Here is a 13,761-nt window from a genome sequence, read left to right on the forward strand (position 1 = left end):
GCCGATCACGCTTCCCAGCGCCGGTAGGCGGTATGCGCCAGGGCCTGGAGTGGCTGGGGGCTCGGAGCGGCCAGATGCTCTTCGTCCACAGACCATGGGCTAGGCAGGTCGGCCAGCACTTCGGTTGCGGCGATGGAGCATGCCTCGCGGGCATCTTCGCAAGGCAGGCCTTCATATTCAAAGCGCAGGCGCAGCAACTGGCGGGCAGCCTCGGCTTCTATGGAGGCCTGGCGCAGCTGCGGATGCACGGCACCCAGCAGTGCGCGCTGCAGCGACAGCAACAGGAAGCGCTGGTCTACGATCCGGGCGTCTGGCGGCATCAGGCTTTCTTTTCTCGCGGCACGCGACCCATCAGGTAGAACTCGGGATTGGGCGTCATGCCTGCAAAGCTGGCCATGCGGTTGGACAGACCAAAGAAGGCGGTGATGGCGGCAATATCCCAGATGTCCTCGTCGTCAAAGCCATGGGGGTAGAGCGCCTCATAGTCGGCATCGTCGATTTCATGGCTGCGCTGGCAGACCTTCATCGCAAAGTCCAGCATGGCGCGCTCGCGCGGGCTGAGGTCGGCCTTGCGGTAGTTGACCGCCACCTGGTCGGCGATCAGCGGCTTTTTCTCATAGATGCGCAGGATGGCGCCGTGCGCGACCACGCAGTACAGGCACTGGTTGGCTGCGCTGGTGGTGGTGACGATCATCTCGCGCTCGCCCTTGGTCAGCGATCCTTCCTCCTTGCCCATCAGCGCGTCGTGGTAGGCGAAGAAGGCCCGCCATTCGGCCGGGCGGCGCGCAAAGGCCAGAAAGACATTGGGAATGAAGCCCGATTTTTCCTGCACTTCCTGGATGCGCTGCCGGATGTCTTCGGGCAGGCTGTTCAGATCGGGAAAGGGGTAGCGGTTTTTCATGGTGTCTGTCTCCTTGGCGGTCTTTTGGGCTGTGTGACTTTTGGCAGGCCAAGCATGACATGCGGATAGCCTCCAAAGCTGTCGTTTGTGTTGCAGATGCTGCTGTTTTATGTCTTTTTGCTTTGAAACCCTTGTACGTACAGCGCTGACAGCTATTGAATTCAAAGCATCTGTGGCGCGTTGACGCCTATCAGAAGCACGCCCAGGCCCAGCAGCACACAGCCCAGACTGCGATCGACCCAGGGGCGAATCGCCTGTACCTTGGGCTGCACCGAGGGGGCAGAAAAAAAGCAGGCCACCAGTGCAAACCAGGCTACATGGGCTGCGGCGATGAAAAGACCATAGGCCAGCTGTGCAGGCATGGCGACCGTGGGGCCCACGACCTGGGTGAAAAGACTGAGGATGAAGAGGGCCGTCTTGGGGTTGAGCGCATTGGTCAGAAAGCCCAGGCGGAAACAGACGAAGGCCTTGGGGGCACTGCACGCTAGGCGGGCATGGACCTGTTCCGGACATGGCTTGGCCTGCTCTGCTTGTGCGGCGGCAACACCCGCCTCGCGCCATAAGGCAATGCCCAGCCATACCAGATACGCGGCTCCCGTCCATTTGAGCGCCATGAACAGCCAGGGCAGGCGCTGCAGCAGCATGCCCAGACCCAGCAAGGTGTATGTGACATGCACGAGCACGCCGCAGCCTATGCCCAGTGCCACCCAGAGGCCGGCGCGGCGCGACTCCATCAGGCTGGTACGGGTCACCATCGCAAAGTCTGCGCCAGGGCTGATGACGGCGAGGGTGGTGATCAGTATGACGGCAGGCCAGGCATTCATGAGATATTTGATTGAGTTGAGATCACGGTTTGCCAGATGCATCGGTTTGATGGAAATGGCTTGATATCGATAATTCAAGGTGACTTTAAACAAGTGACCATCATTTGACTAACGATGATTTCTCAAGATATTGGTGATTCAGATTCACAGATTGAGGCAACGCCAGCCCAGGTCGGTGCCCAGCGCCTGCCGTCGCTGCTTGCGTTGCGCTGCTTTGAAGCAGCGGCCCGGCTGGAGAGCTTCAGCCGCGCGGCCGATGAGTTGCATCTGACCCATGGCGCCGTCAGCCGTGCGGTGCGCTCGGTGGAGGAAGAGCTGGGCACGCCCTTGTTCGAGCGGCGCAATCGCCGTGTCTTCCTCAACGACCATGGGCGTGTGCTGTTCGAGGGCGTGCATGCGGGGTTGGCGCAGATGGCCCGCGCAGCGGATGCCGTGCGCCAGCGCGTGGCGCGGCGCGCGCTGCTGCTGTCTTGCGAGCCCACGCTGCTGATGCGCTGGCTGATTCCGCGCTGGGGCGAATTTCAGGCGCAGCATCCCGACATCACCGTGCATCTGGTCGCAGGCGGCGGCGCGGTGGACTGGGGTAGCGGCATGGATCTGGCCATACGCCGCAATGACTTTGACTGGGGCCGCTCCACGCATGCCGTGCCATTGTGTGCCGAGCAGATCGGACCGGTCTGTCAGCCGCAAAAGCTGGCGCGGTTTTTTGACCAGGGCCTTGATGGGCGCTACGCGCTGCGCTCCGACGCGCCTTTGCTGCAGAGCAAGACCCGGGCACATGCCTGGGACGATTGGCAGAAAAACACCTCAAATCGCCAGGAACGCCTTGTGTATCAAGCGCAAGCAGCTAGCAATTTGATATTCGAGCATTTCTATCTGAGCCTGCAGGCCGCCGGTGCCGGACTGGGCGTGGCCATGGGGCCGCAACTCCTGGTGCGCGATGAGCTGGAGGCTGGGCGTTTGCTGGCGCCGCTGGGCTTTGTGGCCGATGGGTCGCAGTATTGCCTGCTGGCTTCTGCGGCCTGGGCACCCGGCAGTGCGCAGCAAAAGCTGTGCGACTGGCTGCTGCAACGCATGCGCGAAGCCTGAGGCTAGCTGCCTGGGCGAGTCGAGGCGGCGCGGGGCTTGCGCTGTTTGCTGCTGGATGGTGTCAGGGCCTTGATCTCTCCGGCGCTGGCTGCGCGCATCAGCCGCTGGAACGTGGGGCAGTCCATGTGGCTGGCCTCGGGGCAGACGGCGGCATGGCGCAGACTATCGCGCACGGCTTTGAGGCGGCGAATCCTTTGCTCAAGCTCATCGGCCTTGGCCGTCAGCATCTCGCGCTTGATCTGCGGCTTTTCCTTGGGTGGCAGCATGGTGGCGATCTCCTGAAGGGAAAAGCCCGCGGCGCGGCCCAGGGCTATGACGGCCAGTTGATCAAGGATATGACGGTTGAACACTCGGCGTTGACCCTGGCGGCCTATGGACTGGATCAGCCCTTTCTCTTCATAAAAACGGATGGCGGAGGTGCTGAGTCCGCTGCGCTGCGCGACTTCTGAAATATCCATGGCTTGCCCCTTGCGTTCAAGTTCACTTGAACTTCTACAGTCTGCGTGAACTGTAGTCGGACGCAAGAAAGAGGTGCTGGAATGGGTGAATCGGCTGGGCTGGTGTTGGCCGCGACGGTAGGCCTGGGGGCGACCGTGGTGATGGATTTATGGTGCTGGTGGCTGAGGAGCATGGGCGTTGCCACCTTGGACTACGCCATGCTGGGGCGCTGGTGCGGCCATTGGTTGCATGGGCGCTGGTTCCACGTGCCGATTCAGAAGTCGCATGCGATCGGTGCGGAAAAGCCGCTGGGATGGGTGCTGCATTATCTGACGGGCATGGTGTTTGCCGTGGCTTGGCTGGAGTGGTTCGGGCCTTGGCCCGGCGTCTGGACAGCCTTGCTTTTCGGTGTTCTCACCTTGGTGCTGCCCTGGCTGGTCATGCAGCCTGCTTTGGGGGCGGGGCTGGCAGCATCGAAAACCCCAAGGCCCTGGCTGAGTCGGGGCATGAGTCTGACCACGCATGCCATCTTCGGCCTGGCAATGTGGGCTTGCTGGAGGCTGTTGATGCTTTTTCAGTCCTAGCCGGGTGCGCCTGGCCGTCACCCATCCTGGCCAATTTCTTGGAAGACAATGGCGGCCATGGAAGAAAAAGGATGCGCTATGAGCGAAGAAAAGCAAACGACAGACTGGGCCGCCTGGAGCCGCGAGTCCGTGGAAATGATGGTGGCGAAGAACGCCGAATGGCCACGCCAGTTTGGCCTGCAAGGCACTCCCGCCTATCGCTGGGACCTTGATAGTGCCACTTTGGTGATGAACGGCCCACTGCACGAGGTGGTGGCTACCGTGTGCCTGGTGGGCACGACCAGCGACAGCGAAGGCAGTTTTCTGTGGAGCTGGGCCAATGAGGCCATTCCCAGGCAGCATGGCGAGGCACTGGAAGTGGTGCACGATTTTGGCCGCGAAAACCAGCTGTCCCTGCTGACCACACCCCGTATCCAGGGTGGCCGCCCCGAGGCCACCGAATGCCTGTGCATTGCCGCCCGCCTGCAGCGCGCCATGGGCACTTTCATCGACCAGCAAGGCGATGTGACGCTGTACTTCACCATCCTGCATCTGCAAATAGCGGTGGACAGCGAGCTTCGGCCCAACTGAGCGGCATTACAAGTCGCGACGGACCAGGGAGTCAATGTCATGGGTTTGCTGAACTGGATGAAAACCAAAAGCGGGGGCAGGCAGGGTGGGCCATCGCCCGAGCGTCTGTGCATCGACATTGGTCAGGAGGGCTTGCGCATCAATGGCAGCTTGTTGCCAGAGCTGACGCTGGCGGCGCTGGATGCGTTTCTGGGCTCCCATCGCGAGGCTCAGCAGGTTCGCAGCAGCCCCGACGAGCCCGTGGACCCGCTCAAGCTTGTGGCGATCTGGGATGCCGCGGGGGTGCGCGCTTTCAGCGATGACAGCGTGCATGCCTCCGAGCTGGAGTTGCGGCTGGCCGAGGACCCGGCCTGGGAGAGCAGCGTTCAATACGACTTCTTCGCGCTGAACCCGCGCAATGTGTTTGCCGGCGTCTTTACCGTCGAGGGGCTGCCGCTATTGCAGGCCGTGCCGCAGAAGGTGCTCAGAGAGGTTTACTCTTTTGCGGAATGGAAGACCGGCAACTGGGATGTCATGGTGATGCTGCGCGAGGAACTGGGTGAGGTGATTTCGAGCATGCCGTTTTCCGAGCGGCTGAAGAAGCTGGAAACCGACGACATTGCCGATCTGGTGCGCGCGGCGCCGCAACCGTTTCGCGAGGTATGCATCAGCCGCTCTGCGGCCCCACCGAAGCCGGTCAAGTCCTCCAAAAAATGGAAGCTGCCCAAGCCTCAGGGCGCAGTGCTTCACTTCAGCCATCTGCCCTTCAAACTGGCGGTGGTGCAGGAGCTGATGTACCAGCAAGAACGCCTGAAACCCCGGTTCGATGTCCATGACTTTGCCAGGCACCATGCAAAGCGCGATATAGACCCCAATAGCTACTACTTCGAGATGATTCCCGAAGTCAAAGCCTGGTTTGACGGTTTACCCGTGCCTGCATCATTGGCCGAACATGTGCAGCGGCTGAGCTTTGATGGCGGCAATGACATCTATCTGGAGTTGATTCCCCAATGGGATGGCGAGGACGAGCAGTTCAATGTGACTGCGTTGTCAGCGCAGGAGTTGGCGCAGTTTCCCCAGTTGCGCGAAGTCAGCGGCAGTCACTGGCTGTCGCCCGAGGCCATCGAATTGCTGACCCGCCATGGGGTTGCCGTGCTGGACTGAGCGGGCCGCCTGACCGCCCGGTCTCAGGGCGTCGAAGAAATGGCCCGGTCATGGAATCCGGATCGTCGGGCATCGCAGCAGCGGCTGGATGCCGGTGGCCGTGCCCACGGTCGAGCGCGCGTTGCCACCCGGTTTGAAATAATTGCCCAAAAGAAAACGCCCCGAAGGGCGTTTTCTTGATCGGGCAGCGGCGGTGCCTTACTTCTTCAAGTCAAAGCGGTCGAGCTCCATCACCTTGACCCAGGCGGCCACGAAGTCATTGACGAACTTCTGCTGGTTGCCGTCTTCGGCATAGACCTCGGCCACGGCGCGCAGGATGGCATTGCTGCCGAAGACCAGGTCCACGCGGGTACCGGTCCATTTTTGGGCGCCGGTCTTGCGGTCCACACCTTCATAGCTGCCGTCATCGAGAGCCTTCCACTGCGTGCCCATGTCCAGCAGGTTGACGAAGAAATCATTCGTCAGCTTGCCTGGCTCCTTGGTCAGCACGCCATGCTGGCTGCCTGCGGTATTGATGTTGATGGCGCGCAAGCCGCCGATCAGCACGGTCAGCTCGGGCGCAGTCAGCGTCAGCAACTGGGCCTTGTCGATCAACAGGGCTTCGGCAGGCGCAGGGAAGCTGCCTTGCAGGTGGTTGCGGAAACCGTCAGCCTTGGGCTCCAGGTACTTGAACGATTCCACATCGGTCTGCTCTTGCGTGGCGTCGCCGCGGCCAGGGGTGAACGGCACGGTGATCTGCACGCCTGCATCGGCTGCCGCTTTTTCAACGCCCGCGTTGCCGGCCAGCACGATCAGGTCGGCCAGCGAGATGCGCTTGTCACCATCAGCAGCCTTGTTGAACTCGCGCTGGATGCCTTCCAGCACGCCCAACACCTTGGCCAGCTGTTCGGGCTGGTTGACTTGCCAATCCTTTTGCGGGGCCAGGCGGATGCGGGCGCCGTTGGCACCGCCGCGCATGTCGGAGCCGCGGTAGGTGGCGGCCGAGGCCCAGGCCGTGCCCACGAGTTCGGAGACCGTGAGACCGGAGGCCAGCACCTTGGCCTTGAGCGCAACGACATCGGCCGCGTTCACCAGCGGGTGTTTGACGGCGGGGATCACGTCCTGCCAGAGCAGCTCTTCCTTTGGCACCTCGGGGCCCAGGTAGCGGCTGCGCGGGCCCATGTCGCGGTGGGTCAGCTTGAACCAGGCGCGAGCGAAGGCATCGGCAAAGGCTTGCGGGTTCTCCAGGAAGCGGCGCGAGATCTTCTCGTAGGCGGGATCCTTGATCAGGGAGAGGTCCGTGGTCAGCATGGTGGGCTTTTTGCTGGGGCCGCCATGTGCGTCGGGGATGACATCGCCCGCGTCCTTGGCCACCCACTGGATGGCGCCGGCAGGGCTTTTTTCCTGCACCCATTCATACTTGAACAGGTTTTCGAAGAAGAAGTTGCTCCACTGTGCGGGGGTCTGGGTCCAGGTCACTTCCAGGCCGGAGGTGATGGCGTCGCCGGCCTTGCCGGTGCCGAAGCTGGAGGCCCAGCCCAGGCCCTGGGCCTCCAGACCTGCGGCTTCGGGCTCGGCGCCGACATGGGATGCCGGGCCGGCGCCATGGGTCTTGCCGAAGGTATGGCCGCCGGCGATCAGAGCCACGGTCTCCTCATCGTCCATGGCCATGCGGGCGAAGGTGTCGCGGATGTCGTGAGCGGCAGAGACCGGGTCGCCGTTGCCGTCCGGACCTTCGGGGTTGACGTAGATCAGGCCCATCTGCACGGCAGCCAGCGGGTTTTCGAGGTCGCGCTCACCGCTGTAGCGGCTATTGGGGTTGTCCGTGGGGGCCAGCCATTCCTTTTCGGCGCCCCAGTACACGTCCTGATCGGGCGTCCAGGTATCGACACGGCCGCCGGCAAAGCCGAAGGTGCGAAAACCCATGGTCTCCAGCGCCACGTTGCCGGTCAGGATCATCAGGTCGCCCCAGGACAGCTTGTTGCCGTATTTCTGCTTGACGGGCCACAGCAGGCGGCGCGATTTGTCGATGTTGACGTTGTCGGGCCAGCTGTTGAGCGGCGCAAAGCGTTGCTGCGCGCGACCGGCGCCGCCACGGCCATCCTGCACGCGGTAGGTGCCGGCAGCGTGCCAGGCCATGCGGATGAACTGCGGGCCGTAATGGCCAAAGTCGGCAGGCCACCAGTCCTGCGAGTCGGTCATGACCTTGCGCAGGTCGCGCTTGACGGCTTCGTAGTCCAGCTTCTTGAATTCTTCGGCGTAGTTGAAGTCGGCCCCCAGCGGATTGCTGGTGGCGTTGTGCTGGCTCAGCAGGTCCACGCGCAGCTGATTGGGCCACCAGTCCTTGTTGGTGGTTCCATTGCCTTCGGCAGCAGTTTCGCTGTTCTTGCCTTGGTGGAAGGGGCACTGGGATTCAGTCGTCATGGGTTCTCCGTTTCAACGTTTCCGACAAGTCGGGGGAAAGAGTGTTGATATAAAAAATATCGACAGTTCAAAACCAATAGTTATTGGTAATTGGTTGAAATGAATTATCGGTGCAGCCTTTGCACAGCGGGCGTGTTTTGCTATTGAAATGCTTAAGCAGCGCCATAGCGATAAATATGCACCGCAGTGTTGCCAACACGGAAACCAAGCGTAGGCCAGGCTGGCGACAGGCACAAGACGGCGGGATCAAAAAACGGGTTTGACCTACCGCCTTGCGGTGCATGTAGGGCTCAACCCGCGACCAGTTTGTGCACCAGGTCTGCCGCAGTCGATGCACCGTATTTGCGCATCAGCCGGGCGCGGTAAATCTCCACCGTGCGGTGGCTGATGTCGAGCGCACGGCCGATTTCCTTGGAGGTCAGACCTTCGAGCAGGCGCGCTGCCACCTCGCGTTCGCGTCCTGTGAGTTCAGCCTTGACGGTGCGCTGGGCGCTGAGGTCTTCAAAGCTCCAGATGCCCGAGGCATGCGGATCGTTGCGGTCCAGCGTGCGGCCGCTGACATGGCACCAGAAAGTCTCGCCATTGGCGCGCTTCATGATGCGGTTGTCGCTGTAAAAGCCCTTGGTGTTGAGGATGGGCGCAATGCGCGCGCCCAGACGTTCGTATTCATCGACGCTGGGGTAAAGCACCTGAAACGTCTGACCTATGAGTACTTCGCGCGATGCATGGAACATTTCACACAGTTGGCGATTACAGTCAATCATGATGCGGTTGCGCGAGATGACTAGACCTACAGGGGCTGCGTCGAAGGCCAGCCGGTAATCCACAACCATAGTGAAGCTCTTTACGAAAAACTACTTACTTGAGTACGTAGTATCGTAGCGCATCCAATTTAAAGGAGACATGTGTGAAAAAGCTCTACCCATCCGCAGAAGCGGCGCTCCAAGGCGTTGTGGCTGACGGGCAATTGCTGGCCGTTGGCGGCTTTGGCCTGTGCGGCATTCCCGAAGCCCTGATCGATGCGCTGGTGGCCAGCGGTGTCAAGGGGCTGACCGTGGCCTCGAACAATGCCGGCGTGGACGGTTTCGGCCTGGGCAAGCTGCTGGAGACGCGCCAGATCAAGAAAATGATCTCGTCCTATGTGGGCGAGAACAAGGAGTTCGAGCGCCAGTACCTGGCGGGCGAGCTGGAGCTGGAATTCACGCCCCAGGGCACGCTGGCCGAGAAGCTGCGCGCTGGCGGCGCCGGTATCCCCGCTTTCTTCACCAAGACCGGCGTGGGCACCATCGTGGCCGAAGGCAAGGAGCTGCGTGAATTCGACGGCGAGACCTATGTGATGGAGCGCTCGCTGGTGCCCGACGTGTCTCTGGTCAAGGCACACCGTGCCGACAAGAGCGGCAATCTGCAGTTCCGCCTGACGGCACGCAACTTCAACCCTGCCGCAGCCACTGCCGGCAAGATCTGCATCGTGGAAGTGGAGGAGATTGTCGAGGTCGGCGAGATCGCGCCTGACGACATCCATCTGCCCGGCATCTATGTGCACCGCATCGTGCATAACGCCAACCCCGAAAAGCGCATCGAGAAGCGCACGATCACCGAGAAGAAATAAAGGAGCCCGACATGCCTTGGACCCAAGATCAGATGGCCGCACGCGCGGCTCAAGAACTCGAAGACGGCTTCTATGTCAACCTCGGTATCGGCATCCCCACGCTGGTGGCCAACCACACGGGCGACAAGGAAGTGTGGCTGCAATCCGAGAACGGCATGCTGGGCATCGGCCCGTTCCCGACCGAAGACCAGGTCGACGCTGACCTGATCAACGCGGGCAAGCAGACCGTGACCACCATTGCCGGTTCGGCCATTTTTGGCTCTGACCAGTCTTTCGCCATGATTCGTGGCGGCAAGATCAATCTGTCCATCCTGGGCGCCATGCAAGTGTCCGAAAAGGGCGATCTGGCCAACTGGATGATTCCTGGCAAGATGGTCAAGGGCATGGGCGGCGCCATGGACCTGGTGGCTGGCGTCAAGCGCGTGATCGTGCTGATGGAGCATGTGGCCAGGAAGAAGGACGGCACGACCGATATGAAGATCTTGCCCGACTGCACATTGCCTCTGACGGGCGTGGGCGTGGTCAACCGCATCATCACCGACCTGGGCGTGATGGACGTGACTCCCCAAGGCCTGAAACTGGTGGAGCTGGCCGACGGCGTGAGCTTCGACGAGATTCAGTCCAAGACGGGCGTGACCTTGATCAAGTAAGCGCGTCGATTTTCAAAAGGCCACCGACAGGTGGCCTTTTTCATGGGCGCTGCACGAGTGTGGCGGTCAGCGGACCGCGAAAGAAATCGATAAACACGCGCAGCTTGGGCGGCATCAGCTTGCGGGCCGGGTAATAGATATGAAAGCCTGACCACGGCCGCTCAAACTTTTGCAACGCAGCCACCAGGCGGCCCTCTGCCAGCTCCGGCTGGATGCTGTCCACGAATTTGTGCGCCACGCCATAGCCCTGGCAGGCAGCGTGGGTGACATAGTGGTCGTCCGAGAAGATCAGGCGGCCATGTGTTTCCACCTCCAGTGTCTGGCCGTCCACTTCCAAAATCCAGGGCACAAAGCGCTTGATGCCCGGCAGCCGAAAACGGATGCAGTCATGCCGCGCCAAGTCTGCCGGCGTTTGCGGCATTCCGTGCTGCTGCCAGTACGCAGGACTGGCCACGACCGCCTCCCATTGGCCCTGGTCCAGAGGTAGAGACACCATATCCCGCGCCAGAAAGGCACCGAGGCGAATACCTGCATCAAAGCCGTCGCGCACGATGTCGGCAAAGCTGTCGTCGGTGAACAGCTCCAGCTGAATCTGCGGGTAGAGCGCCAGAAATTCGTCCAGGTGCGGGTTGATCAGCAAACCTGCCGCCAGACGCGAGGTATTGATACGCAGCAGGCCCGCAGGTTCATCGTGCTGCGCTTGCACGCGCTGCAGTGCCGTTTGAAGCTGGTCGAGCAAGGGCGCAGCTTCGGCCAGCAGTTGGGCGCCGGCTTCCGTCAGCGAGACCTGACGGCTATTGCGGTGCAGCAAACGCAGGCCAGCTGTACTTCGAGCTTGCGCATTTGCTGCGACACGGCCGATGCACTGATCCCCAGCTGATTGCCGGCCTGGGTAAAGATGAGTGAGCGGCACGGGATTTGCCGCAGCCTCAGGGTTTTGGCTTGCAATCCTTGAGCAAGGCATTCGCGGGCTGCAATTCTCGGCAGGCTAAGGTGCTGAATGCCCAGGCTTTGATTTCACACTATCTGGATTTCTGTAACACAAGCCGCTTTATGGGCGACACTATGAGGCAGTCAAGATCGTCCCATCAAAAAAAGCAATGAGTGAGAACCAAGAGCTTAGCCCAGGCCAGCAAGAGCTTGGGCGGCACGAAGAGAATGCGCATTTTCTGCGCGCCGTCACGGATATGGCCGGGCATCTGCCGGTGGTGACGGGGGATGCCATCTATACCGACAAAGGCATCAAGCTCGTGGACAAGGGGGCGCGCGTCGACCAGCGCCTGTATGAGCGGCTGGTCAGCCACAAGCTGCGCGATCCGATTGACGAAAGCCTGATGGCCGAGAATCCGGTCGATGCCAATGCCCTGCTGGCGCTGGCGCAGAGTCAGTGCGAAAGCATCGAACTGCTGCGCCGCATGGTCAATGATCTGCAAGGCCCCGAGCGCCTGCTGGCTCCCCTCAAGGGCCTGCTGCTGCCCCGCTCGATTGCCTTCAAGCTGACCGTCATGCGCGAGCAGCGCTGCGAGCTGTTCACACACAGCCTGCAGATGACGCTGGTGTCCATCTTTCTGGCGCTCAAGAATGGCTGGAGCGAGCATGAATGCGTGTCCCTGGCCACAGCAGCGCTGCTGCACGATGTGGGCATGCTCTATATGGACCCGGCCTGGACGGACCCCGAGCACCGCCTGTCCACCTCGCAGCGCAAGCATCTGGTGGCACATTCCGTGACCGCCATGCTGGTGGTACGCGATGCCAAGGCTTATGCGCAGACGGTGGAGCTGGCCGTGCTGGAGCACCATGAGCGCATGGACGGCAGCGGCTATCCGCGCGGTGTGCCCGGGGCTTCCATCTCGCCCATGGGGCAGGTACTGCTGCTGGCCGAAGTCGTGTCTGCCTTCTTCGAGAAATTCAGCGACATGCCGGGTCAGCGTCTGTCGCTGATGCTGCGCATGAATCACAAAAGCTACCCGGCCGATCTGGTGCACCATATTCTGCCGCTGCTGTACGACGAGACCCAGCCCGGTTTGCCGCTGGAGCCCATGCAGGCCGAGGTGGCGCACAGCACGGCAGCGCTGGAAGCCGCGCTGACCATGTGGTCCCAGCTGCGCTCCAATTTCCCCGTAGGCTGGAGCCACCTGCCCGAGGCGCAAAGCGCCAACTTTGTGGAGCAAAGCCTGCAGCTGCTGCAGAAGCAACTGGCCGAGGCAGGCTCTCACCCCAGCCAGCAACTGCATGTGCTCAGCTATCTCAAGGACGATGCGCAAGGCATGGGCGAGCTGGCACTGGTCAACCGCGAAGCGCTGTGGAAGCTGCAGTCCATCATCAACGACTGCCTGCGCCGCTGGCCCGTCACCACGGTGCGCGGCACTGCTTTGGAGGGCGCGGTCATCCAGTGGTGCGATGCCTGCGCGTGCATCGAGCCGCCGGCCAGGCAGGGCGTCTGAGTGCATTGCAGAAGGGGCTGGCATATAGAAGATAGGCCGCCGGACGTTTCCGAGGCAGGGTATTGCTGCCCAGCCAGCCTGGGTTGCGCTTTCCCATTGCCTGCAGCCAGCCTGCCCATTGGCTTGACCAGATTCAGTCGCTTAAAAACTGATAGCTGCTAGCGCTTTCTGCATAAGCGTTAGAGGCATTTTTGTCATTGATTCCTCTGCCGGAGTGGGATTGATGCATTCGTGCATTTTCTTGATTACTGTATATTTATACAGTATTTGAGAAATGCCATGTCCCAGCCGCTCCACGCCTTCACGAACAGGACCGCCCTGCAGGCCTTGCCTTGTGCTGCGCGTCTGCAAGAGGTGCAGCTTGACGGTGTCTGGCGCGGCAGCGACTGGCATGGGGGGCGCATGCAGCAGACCTGGCCCAGCGGCCATGCGGCGCTGGACGCAGAGCTGCCCGGTGGCGGCTGGCCTGGCAACGCGCTGGTGCAGATTCAGCAGGCACCGCACACCCATGCCGAGTGGGCACTGCTGCTGCCCGCACTGGCCGCGCAGGCATGCCAGCACAATGGGCAACTGGTGCTGGTGGCACCGCCCTATCTGCCATTTGCGCCAGCGCTGCAGGCGGCGGGCATTGCGCCGCAGCGGCTGTGCTGTGTGCAGGCGCCGGATCGGCTCGCGCAGGAGCTGGCCTGGGCCTGCGAGCAAGCGCTGCATTGCCGCGATGTGCTGGCCGTGCTGGCCTGGCTGCCGCAGCTGACGCTGCCGGCGCAGCGGCGCCTGCAACTGGCTGCCGCATCGCAGGGACGGCCCATGTGGCTGTGGCAGGACCTGCAAGCCGGGCAGCACAGCTCGCCTGCGGCCTTGCGCCTGCGTCTGGAAAGAGCGCCGCAGGCCGGTGCGGCGAATGGCTTGCAGGTCCAGATCCTCAAGCGCCGCGGCCCTTGCCTGGACCATCCCGTGCAGCTATCGCTTGCGCACTGGGCCTGGATGCCGGTGCTGCAGGCACAGGCCGGTCGGCATGCGCGCCAGAGCGAAGAGGCGGCCTTGCTCATGCAGGGGCGGGCCATGTCACACGCGCTGGGCGCAGCGCCCGTCATGGTGGACTGATC

At 61.8% G+C, this 13,761-nt stretch carries 16 protein-coding genes; 8 read left to right on the forward strand and 8 right to left on the reverse strand.

Annotated elements, in window-relative coordinates; translation table 11 throughout:
- Nucleotides 1-5 precede the first annotated feature (5 nt).
- The 3 genes from QMY55_RS11200 to QMY55_RS11210 all read right to left on the reverse strand — a co-directional run bounded on the left by QMY55_RS11200 (nt 6) and on the right by QMY55_RS11210 (nt 1,725).
- Complete coding sequence (locus QMY55_RS11200) at nt 6-320, reverse strand: hypothetical protein (RefSeq protein ID WP_283488662.1); 315 nt, start codon at nt 318-320, stop codon at nt 6-8.
- A complete protein-coding gene (locus tag QMY55_RS11205; protein WP_283488663.1) occupies nt 320-901 on the reverse strand; it encodes a peroxidase-related enzyme in 582 nt (193 codons plus the stop codon). The genes QMY55_RS11200 and QMY55_RS11205 overlap by 1 nt, the downstream gene beginning before the upstream one ends.
- A 161-nt stretch (nt 902-1,062) precedes the next feature.
- Nucleotides 1,063-1,725 carry a LysE family transporter gene (locus QMY55_RS11210; protein WP_283488664.1) on the reverse strand — a complete coding sequence of 221 codons (663 nt, stop codon included), beginning with the start codon at nt 1,723-1,725 and terminating at the stop codon, nt 1,063-1,065.
- Nucleotides 1,726-1,839: 114 nt separating this feature from the next.
- On the opposite strand from QMY55_RS11210, the gene QMY55_RS11215 reads away from it, so the two are divergent.
- Entirely contained in the window at nt 1,840-2,814 is a 975-nt protein-coding gene (locus QMY55_RS11215) for a LysR substrate-binding domain-containing protein (RefSeq protein WP_283488665.1), read from the forward strand.
- Between the two features lie 2 nt (nt 2,815-2,816).
- Here QMY55_RS11215 and QMY55_RS11220 read toward each other — a convergent pair whose 3' ends face one another.
- Nucleotides 2,817-3,272 carry a helix-turn-helix domain-containing protein gene (locus tag QMY55_RS11220; protein WP_283488666.1) on the reverse strand — a complete coding sequence of 152 codons (456 nt, stop codon included), beginning with the start codon at nt 3,270-3,272 and terminating at the stop codon, nt 2,817-2,819.
- Between the two features lie 81 nt (nt 3,273-3,353).
- Here QMY55_RS11220 and QMY55_RS11225 point away from each other — a divergent pair, with 81 nt between their 5' ends.
- The 3 genes from QMY55_RS11225 to QMY55_RS11235 all read left to right on the forward strand — a co-directional run bounded on the left by QMY55_RS11225 (nt 3,354) and on the right by QMY55_RS11235 (nt 5,549).
- The gene (locus QMY55_RS11225) at nt 3,354-3,836 is read left to right on the forward strand and encodes a DUF2938 family protein (protein ID WP_283488667.1); all 483 of its coding nucleotides are present in this window, start codon (nt 3,354-3,356) and stop codon (nt 3,834-3,836) included.
- Between the two features lie 78 nt (nt 3,837-3,914).
- On the forward strand, nt 3,915-4,406 hold the full coding sequence (locus QMY55_RS11230; RefSeq protein ID WP_283488668.1) for a DUF6882 domain-containing protein: 492 nt from the start codon (nt 3,915-3,917) through the stop codon (nt 4,404-4,406).
- Nucleotides 4,407-4,445: 39 nt separating this feature from the next.
- The gene (locus QMY55_RS11235) at nt 4,446-5,549 is read left to right on the forward strand and encodes a DUF6892 domain-containing protein (RefSeq protein WP_283488669.1); all 1,104 of its coding nucleotides are present in this window, start codon (nt 4,446-4,448) and stop codon (nt 5,547-5,549) included.
- A gap of 198 nt (nt 5,550-5,747) precedes the next feature.
- Here QMY55_RS11235 and katG read toward each other — a convergent pair whose 3' ends face one another.
- Both katG and QMY55_RS11245 read right to left on the reverse strand, forming a co-directional pair.
- Complete coding sequence (gene katG / locus QMY55_RS11240) at nt 5,748-7,952, reverse strand: catalase/peroxidase HPI (protein ID WP_283488670.1); 2,205 nt, start codon at nt 7,950-7,952, stop codon at nt 5,748-5,750.
- Nucleotides 7,953-8,242: 290 nt separating this feature from the next.
- On the reverse strand, nt 8,243-8,785 hold the full coding sequence (locus QMY55_RS11245; RefSeq protein ID WP_283488671.1) for a PAS and helix-turn-helix domain-containing protein: 543 nt from the start codon (nt 8,783-8,785) through the stop codon (nt 8,243-8,245).
- Nucleotides 8,786-8,859: 74 nt separating this feature from the next.
- Here QMY55_RS11245 and QMY55_RS11250 point away from each other — a divergent pair, with 74 nt between their 5' ends.
- Together QMY55_RS11250 and QMY55_RS11255 are read left to right on the forward strand one after the other, a co-directional pair.
- Entirely contained in the window at nt 8,860-9,561 is a 702-nt protein-coding gene (locus tag QMY55_RS11250; RefSeq protein WP_283488672.1) for a CoA transferase subunit A, read from the forward strand.
- A gap of 11 nt (nt 9,562-9,572) precedes the next feature.
- On the forward strand, nt 9,573-10,211 hold the full coding sequence (locus QMY55_RS11255; protein ID WP_283488673.1) for a 3-oxoacid CoA-transferase subunit B: 639 nt from the start codon (nt 9,573-9,575) through the stop codon (nt 10,209-10,211).
- Between the two features lie 40 nt (nt 10,212-10,251).
- Here QMY55_RS11255 and QMY55_RS11260 read toward each other — a convergent pair whose 3' ends face one another.
- Together QMY55_RS11260 and QMY55_RS24845 are read right to left on the reverse strand one after the other, a co-directional pair.
- Nucleotides 10,252-11,022, reverse strand: coding sequence for a LysR substrate-binding domain-containing protein (locus tag QMY55_RS11260; RefSeq protein WP_283488674.1), 771 nt, complete (start codon nt 11,020-11,022; stop codon nt 10,252-10,254).
- Nucleotides 10,989-11,159 (reverse strand): helix-turn-helix domain-containing protein, encoded by a 171-nt coding sequence (locus QMY55_RS24845; RefSeq protein ID WP_407650673.1) that lies wholly within the window; start codon nt 11,157-11,159, stop codon nt 10,989-10,991. Before QMY55_RS24845 ends, QMY55_RS11260 begins: the two co-directional genes overlap by 34 nt.
- A gap of 152 nt (nt 11,160-11,311) precedes the next feature.
- On the opposite strand from QMY55_RS24845, the gene QMY55_RS11265 reads away from it, so the two are divergent.
- Nucleotides 11,312-12,655 (forward strand): HD-GYP domain-containing protein, encoded by a 1,344-nt coding sequence (locus tag QMY55_RS11265; RefSeq protein WP_283488675.1) that lies wholly within the window; start codon nt 11,312-11,314, stop codon nt 12,653-12,655.
- Nucleotides 12,656-12,934: 279 nt separating this feature from the next.
- Nucleotides 12,935-13,759 (forward strand): translesion DNA synthesis-associated protein ImuA, encoded by an 825-nt coding sequence (gene imuA, locus QMY55_RS11270; RefSeq protein WP_283488676.1) that lies wholly within the window; start codon nt 12,935-12,937, stop codon nt 13,757-13,759.
- Nucleotides 13,760-13,761 lie beyond the last annotated feature (2 nt).

The organism is Comamonas resistens (genome assembly GCF_030064165.1).
In the GTDB taxonomy this organism is placed as follows: Bacteria; Pseudomonadota; Gammaproteobacteria; order Burkholderiales; family Burkholderiaceae_C; genus Comamonas; species Comamonas resistens.

Coding starts and splice junctions, on each gene's coding strand:
- imuA (WP_283488676.1), top strand. CDS start 12,935: ATGTCCCAGCCGCTCCACGCCTTCACGAACAGGACCGCCCTGCAGGCC.
- katG (WP_283488670.1), bottom strand. CDS start 7,952: ATGACGACTGAATCCCAGTGCCCCTTCCACCAAGGCAAGAACAGCGAA.
- QMY55_RS11255 (WP_283488673.1), top strand. CDS start 9,573: ATGCCTTGGACCCAAGATCAGATGGCCGCACGCGCGGCTCAAGAACTC.
- QMY55_RS11200 (WP_283488662.1), bottom strand. CDS start 320: ATGCCGCCAGACGCCCGGATCGTAGACCAGCGCTTCCTGTTGCTGTCG.
- QMY55_RS11210 (WP_283488664.1), bottom strand. CDS start 1,725: ATGAATGCCTGGCCTGCCGTCATACTGATCACCACCCTCGCCGTCATC.
- QMY55_RS11245 (WP_283488671.1), bottom strand. CDS start 8,785: ATGGTTGTGGATTACCGGCTGGCCTTCGACGCAGCCCCTGTAGGTCTA.
- QMY55_RS11235 (WP_283488669.1), top strand. CDS start 4,446: ATGGGTTTGCTGAACTGGATGAAAACCAAAAGCGGGGGCAGGCAGGGT.
- QMY55_RS11225 (WP_283488667.1), top strand. CDS start 3,354: ATGGGTGAATCGGCTGGGCTGGTGTTGGCCGCGACGGTAGGCCTGGGG.
- QMY55_RS11230 (WP_283488668.1), top strand. CDS start 3,915: ATGAGCGAAGAAAAGCAAACGACAGACTGGGCCGCCTGGAGCCGCGAG.
- QMY55_RS11220 (WP_283488666.1), bottom strand. CDS start 3,272: ATGGATATTTCAGAAGTCGCGCAGCGCAGCGGACTCAGCACCTCCGCC.
- QMY55_RS11205 (WP_283488663.1), bottom strand. CDS start 901: ATGAAAAACCGCTACCCCTTTCCCGATCTGAACAGCCTGCCCGAAGAC.
- QMY55_RS11265 (WP_283488675.1), top strand. CDS start 11,312: ATGAGTGAGAACCAAGAGCTTAGCCCAGGCCAGCAAGAGCTTGGGCGG.
- QMY55_RS11215 (WP_283488665.1), top strand. CDS start 1,840: ATGATTTCTCAAGATATTGGTGATTCAGATTCACAGATTGAGGCAACG.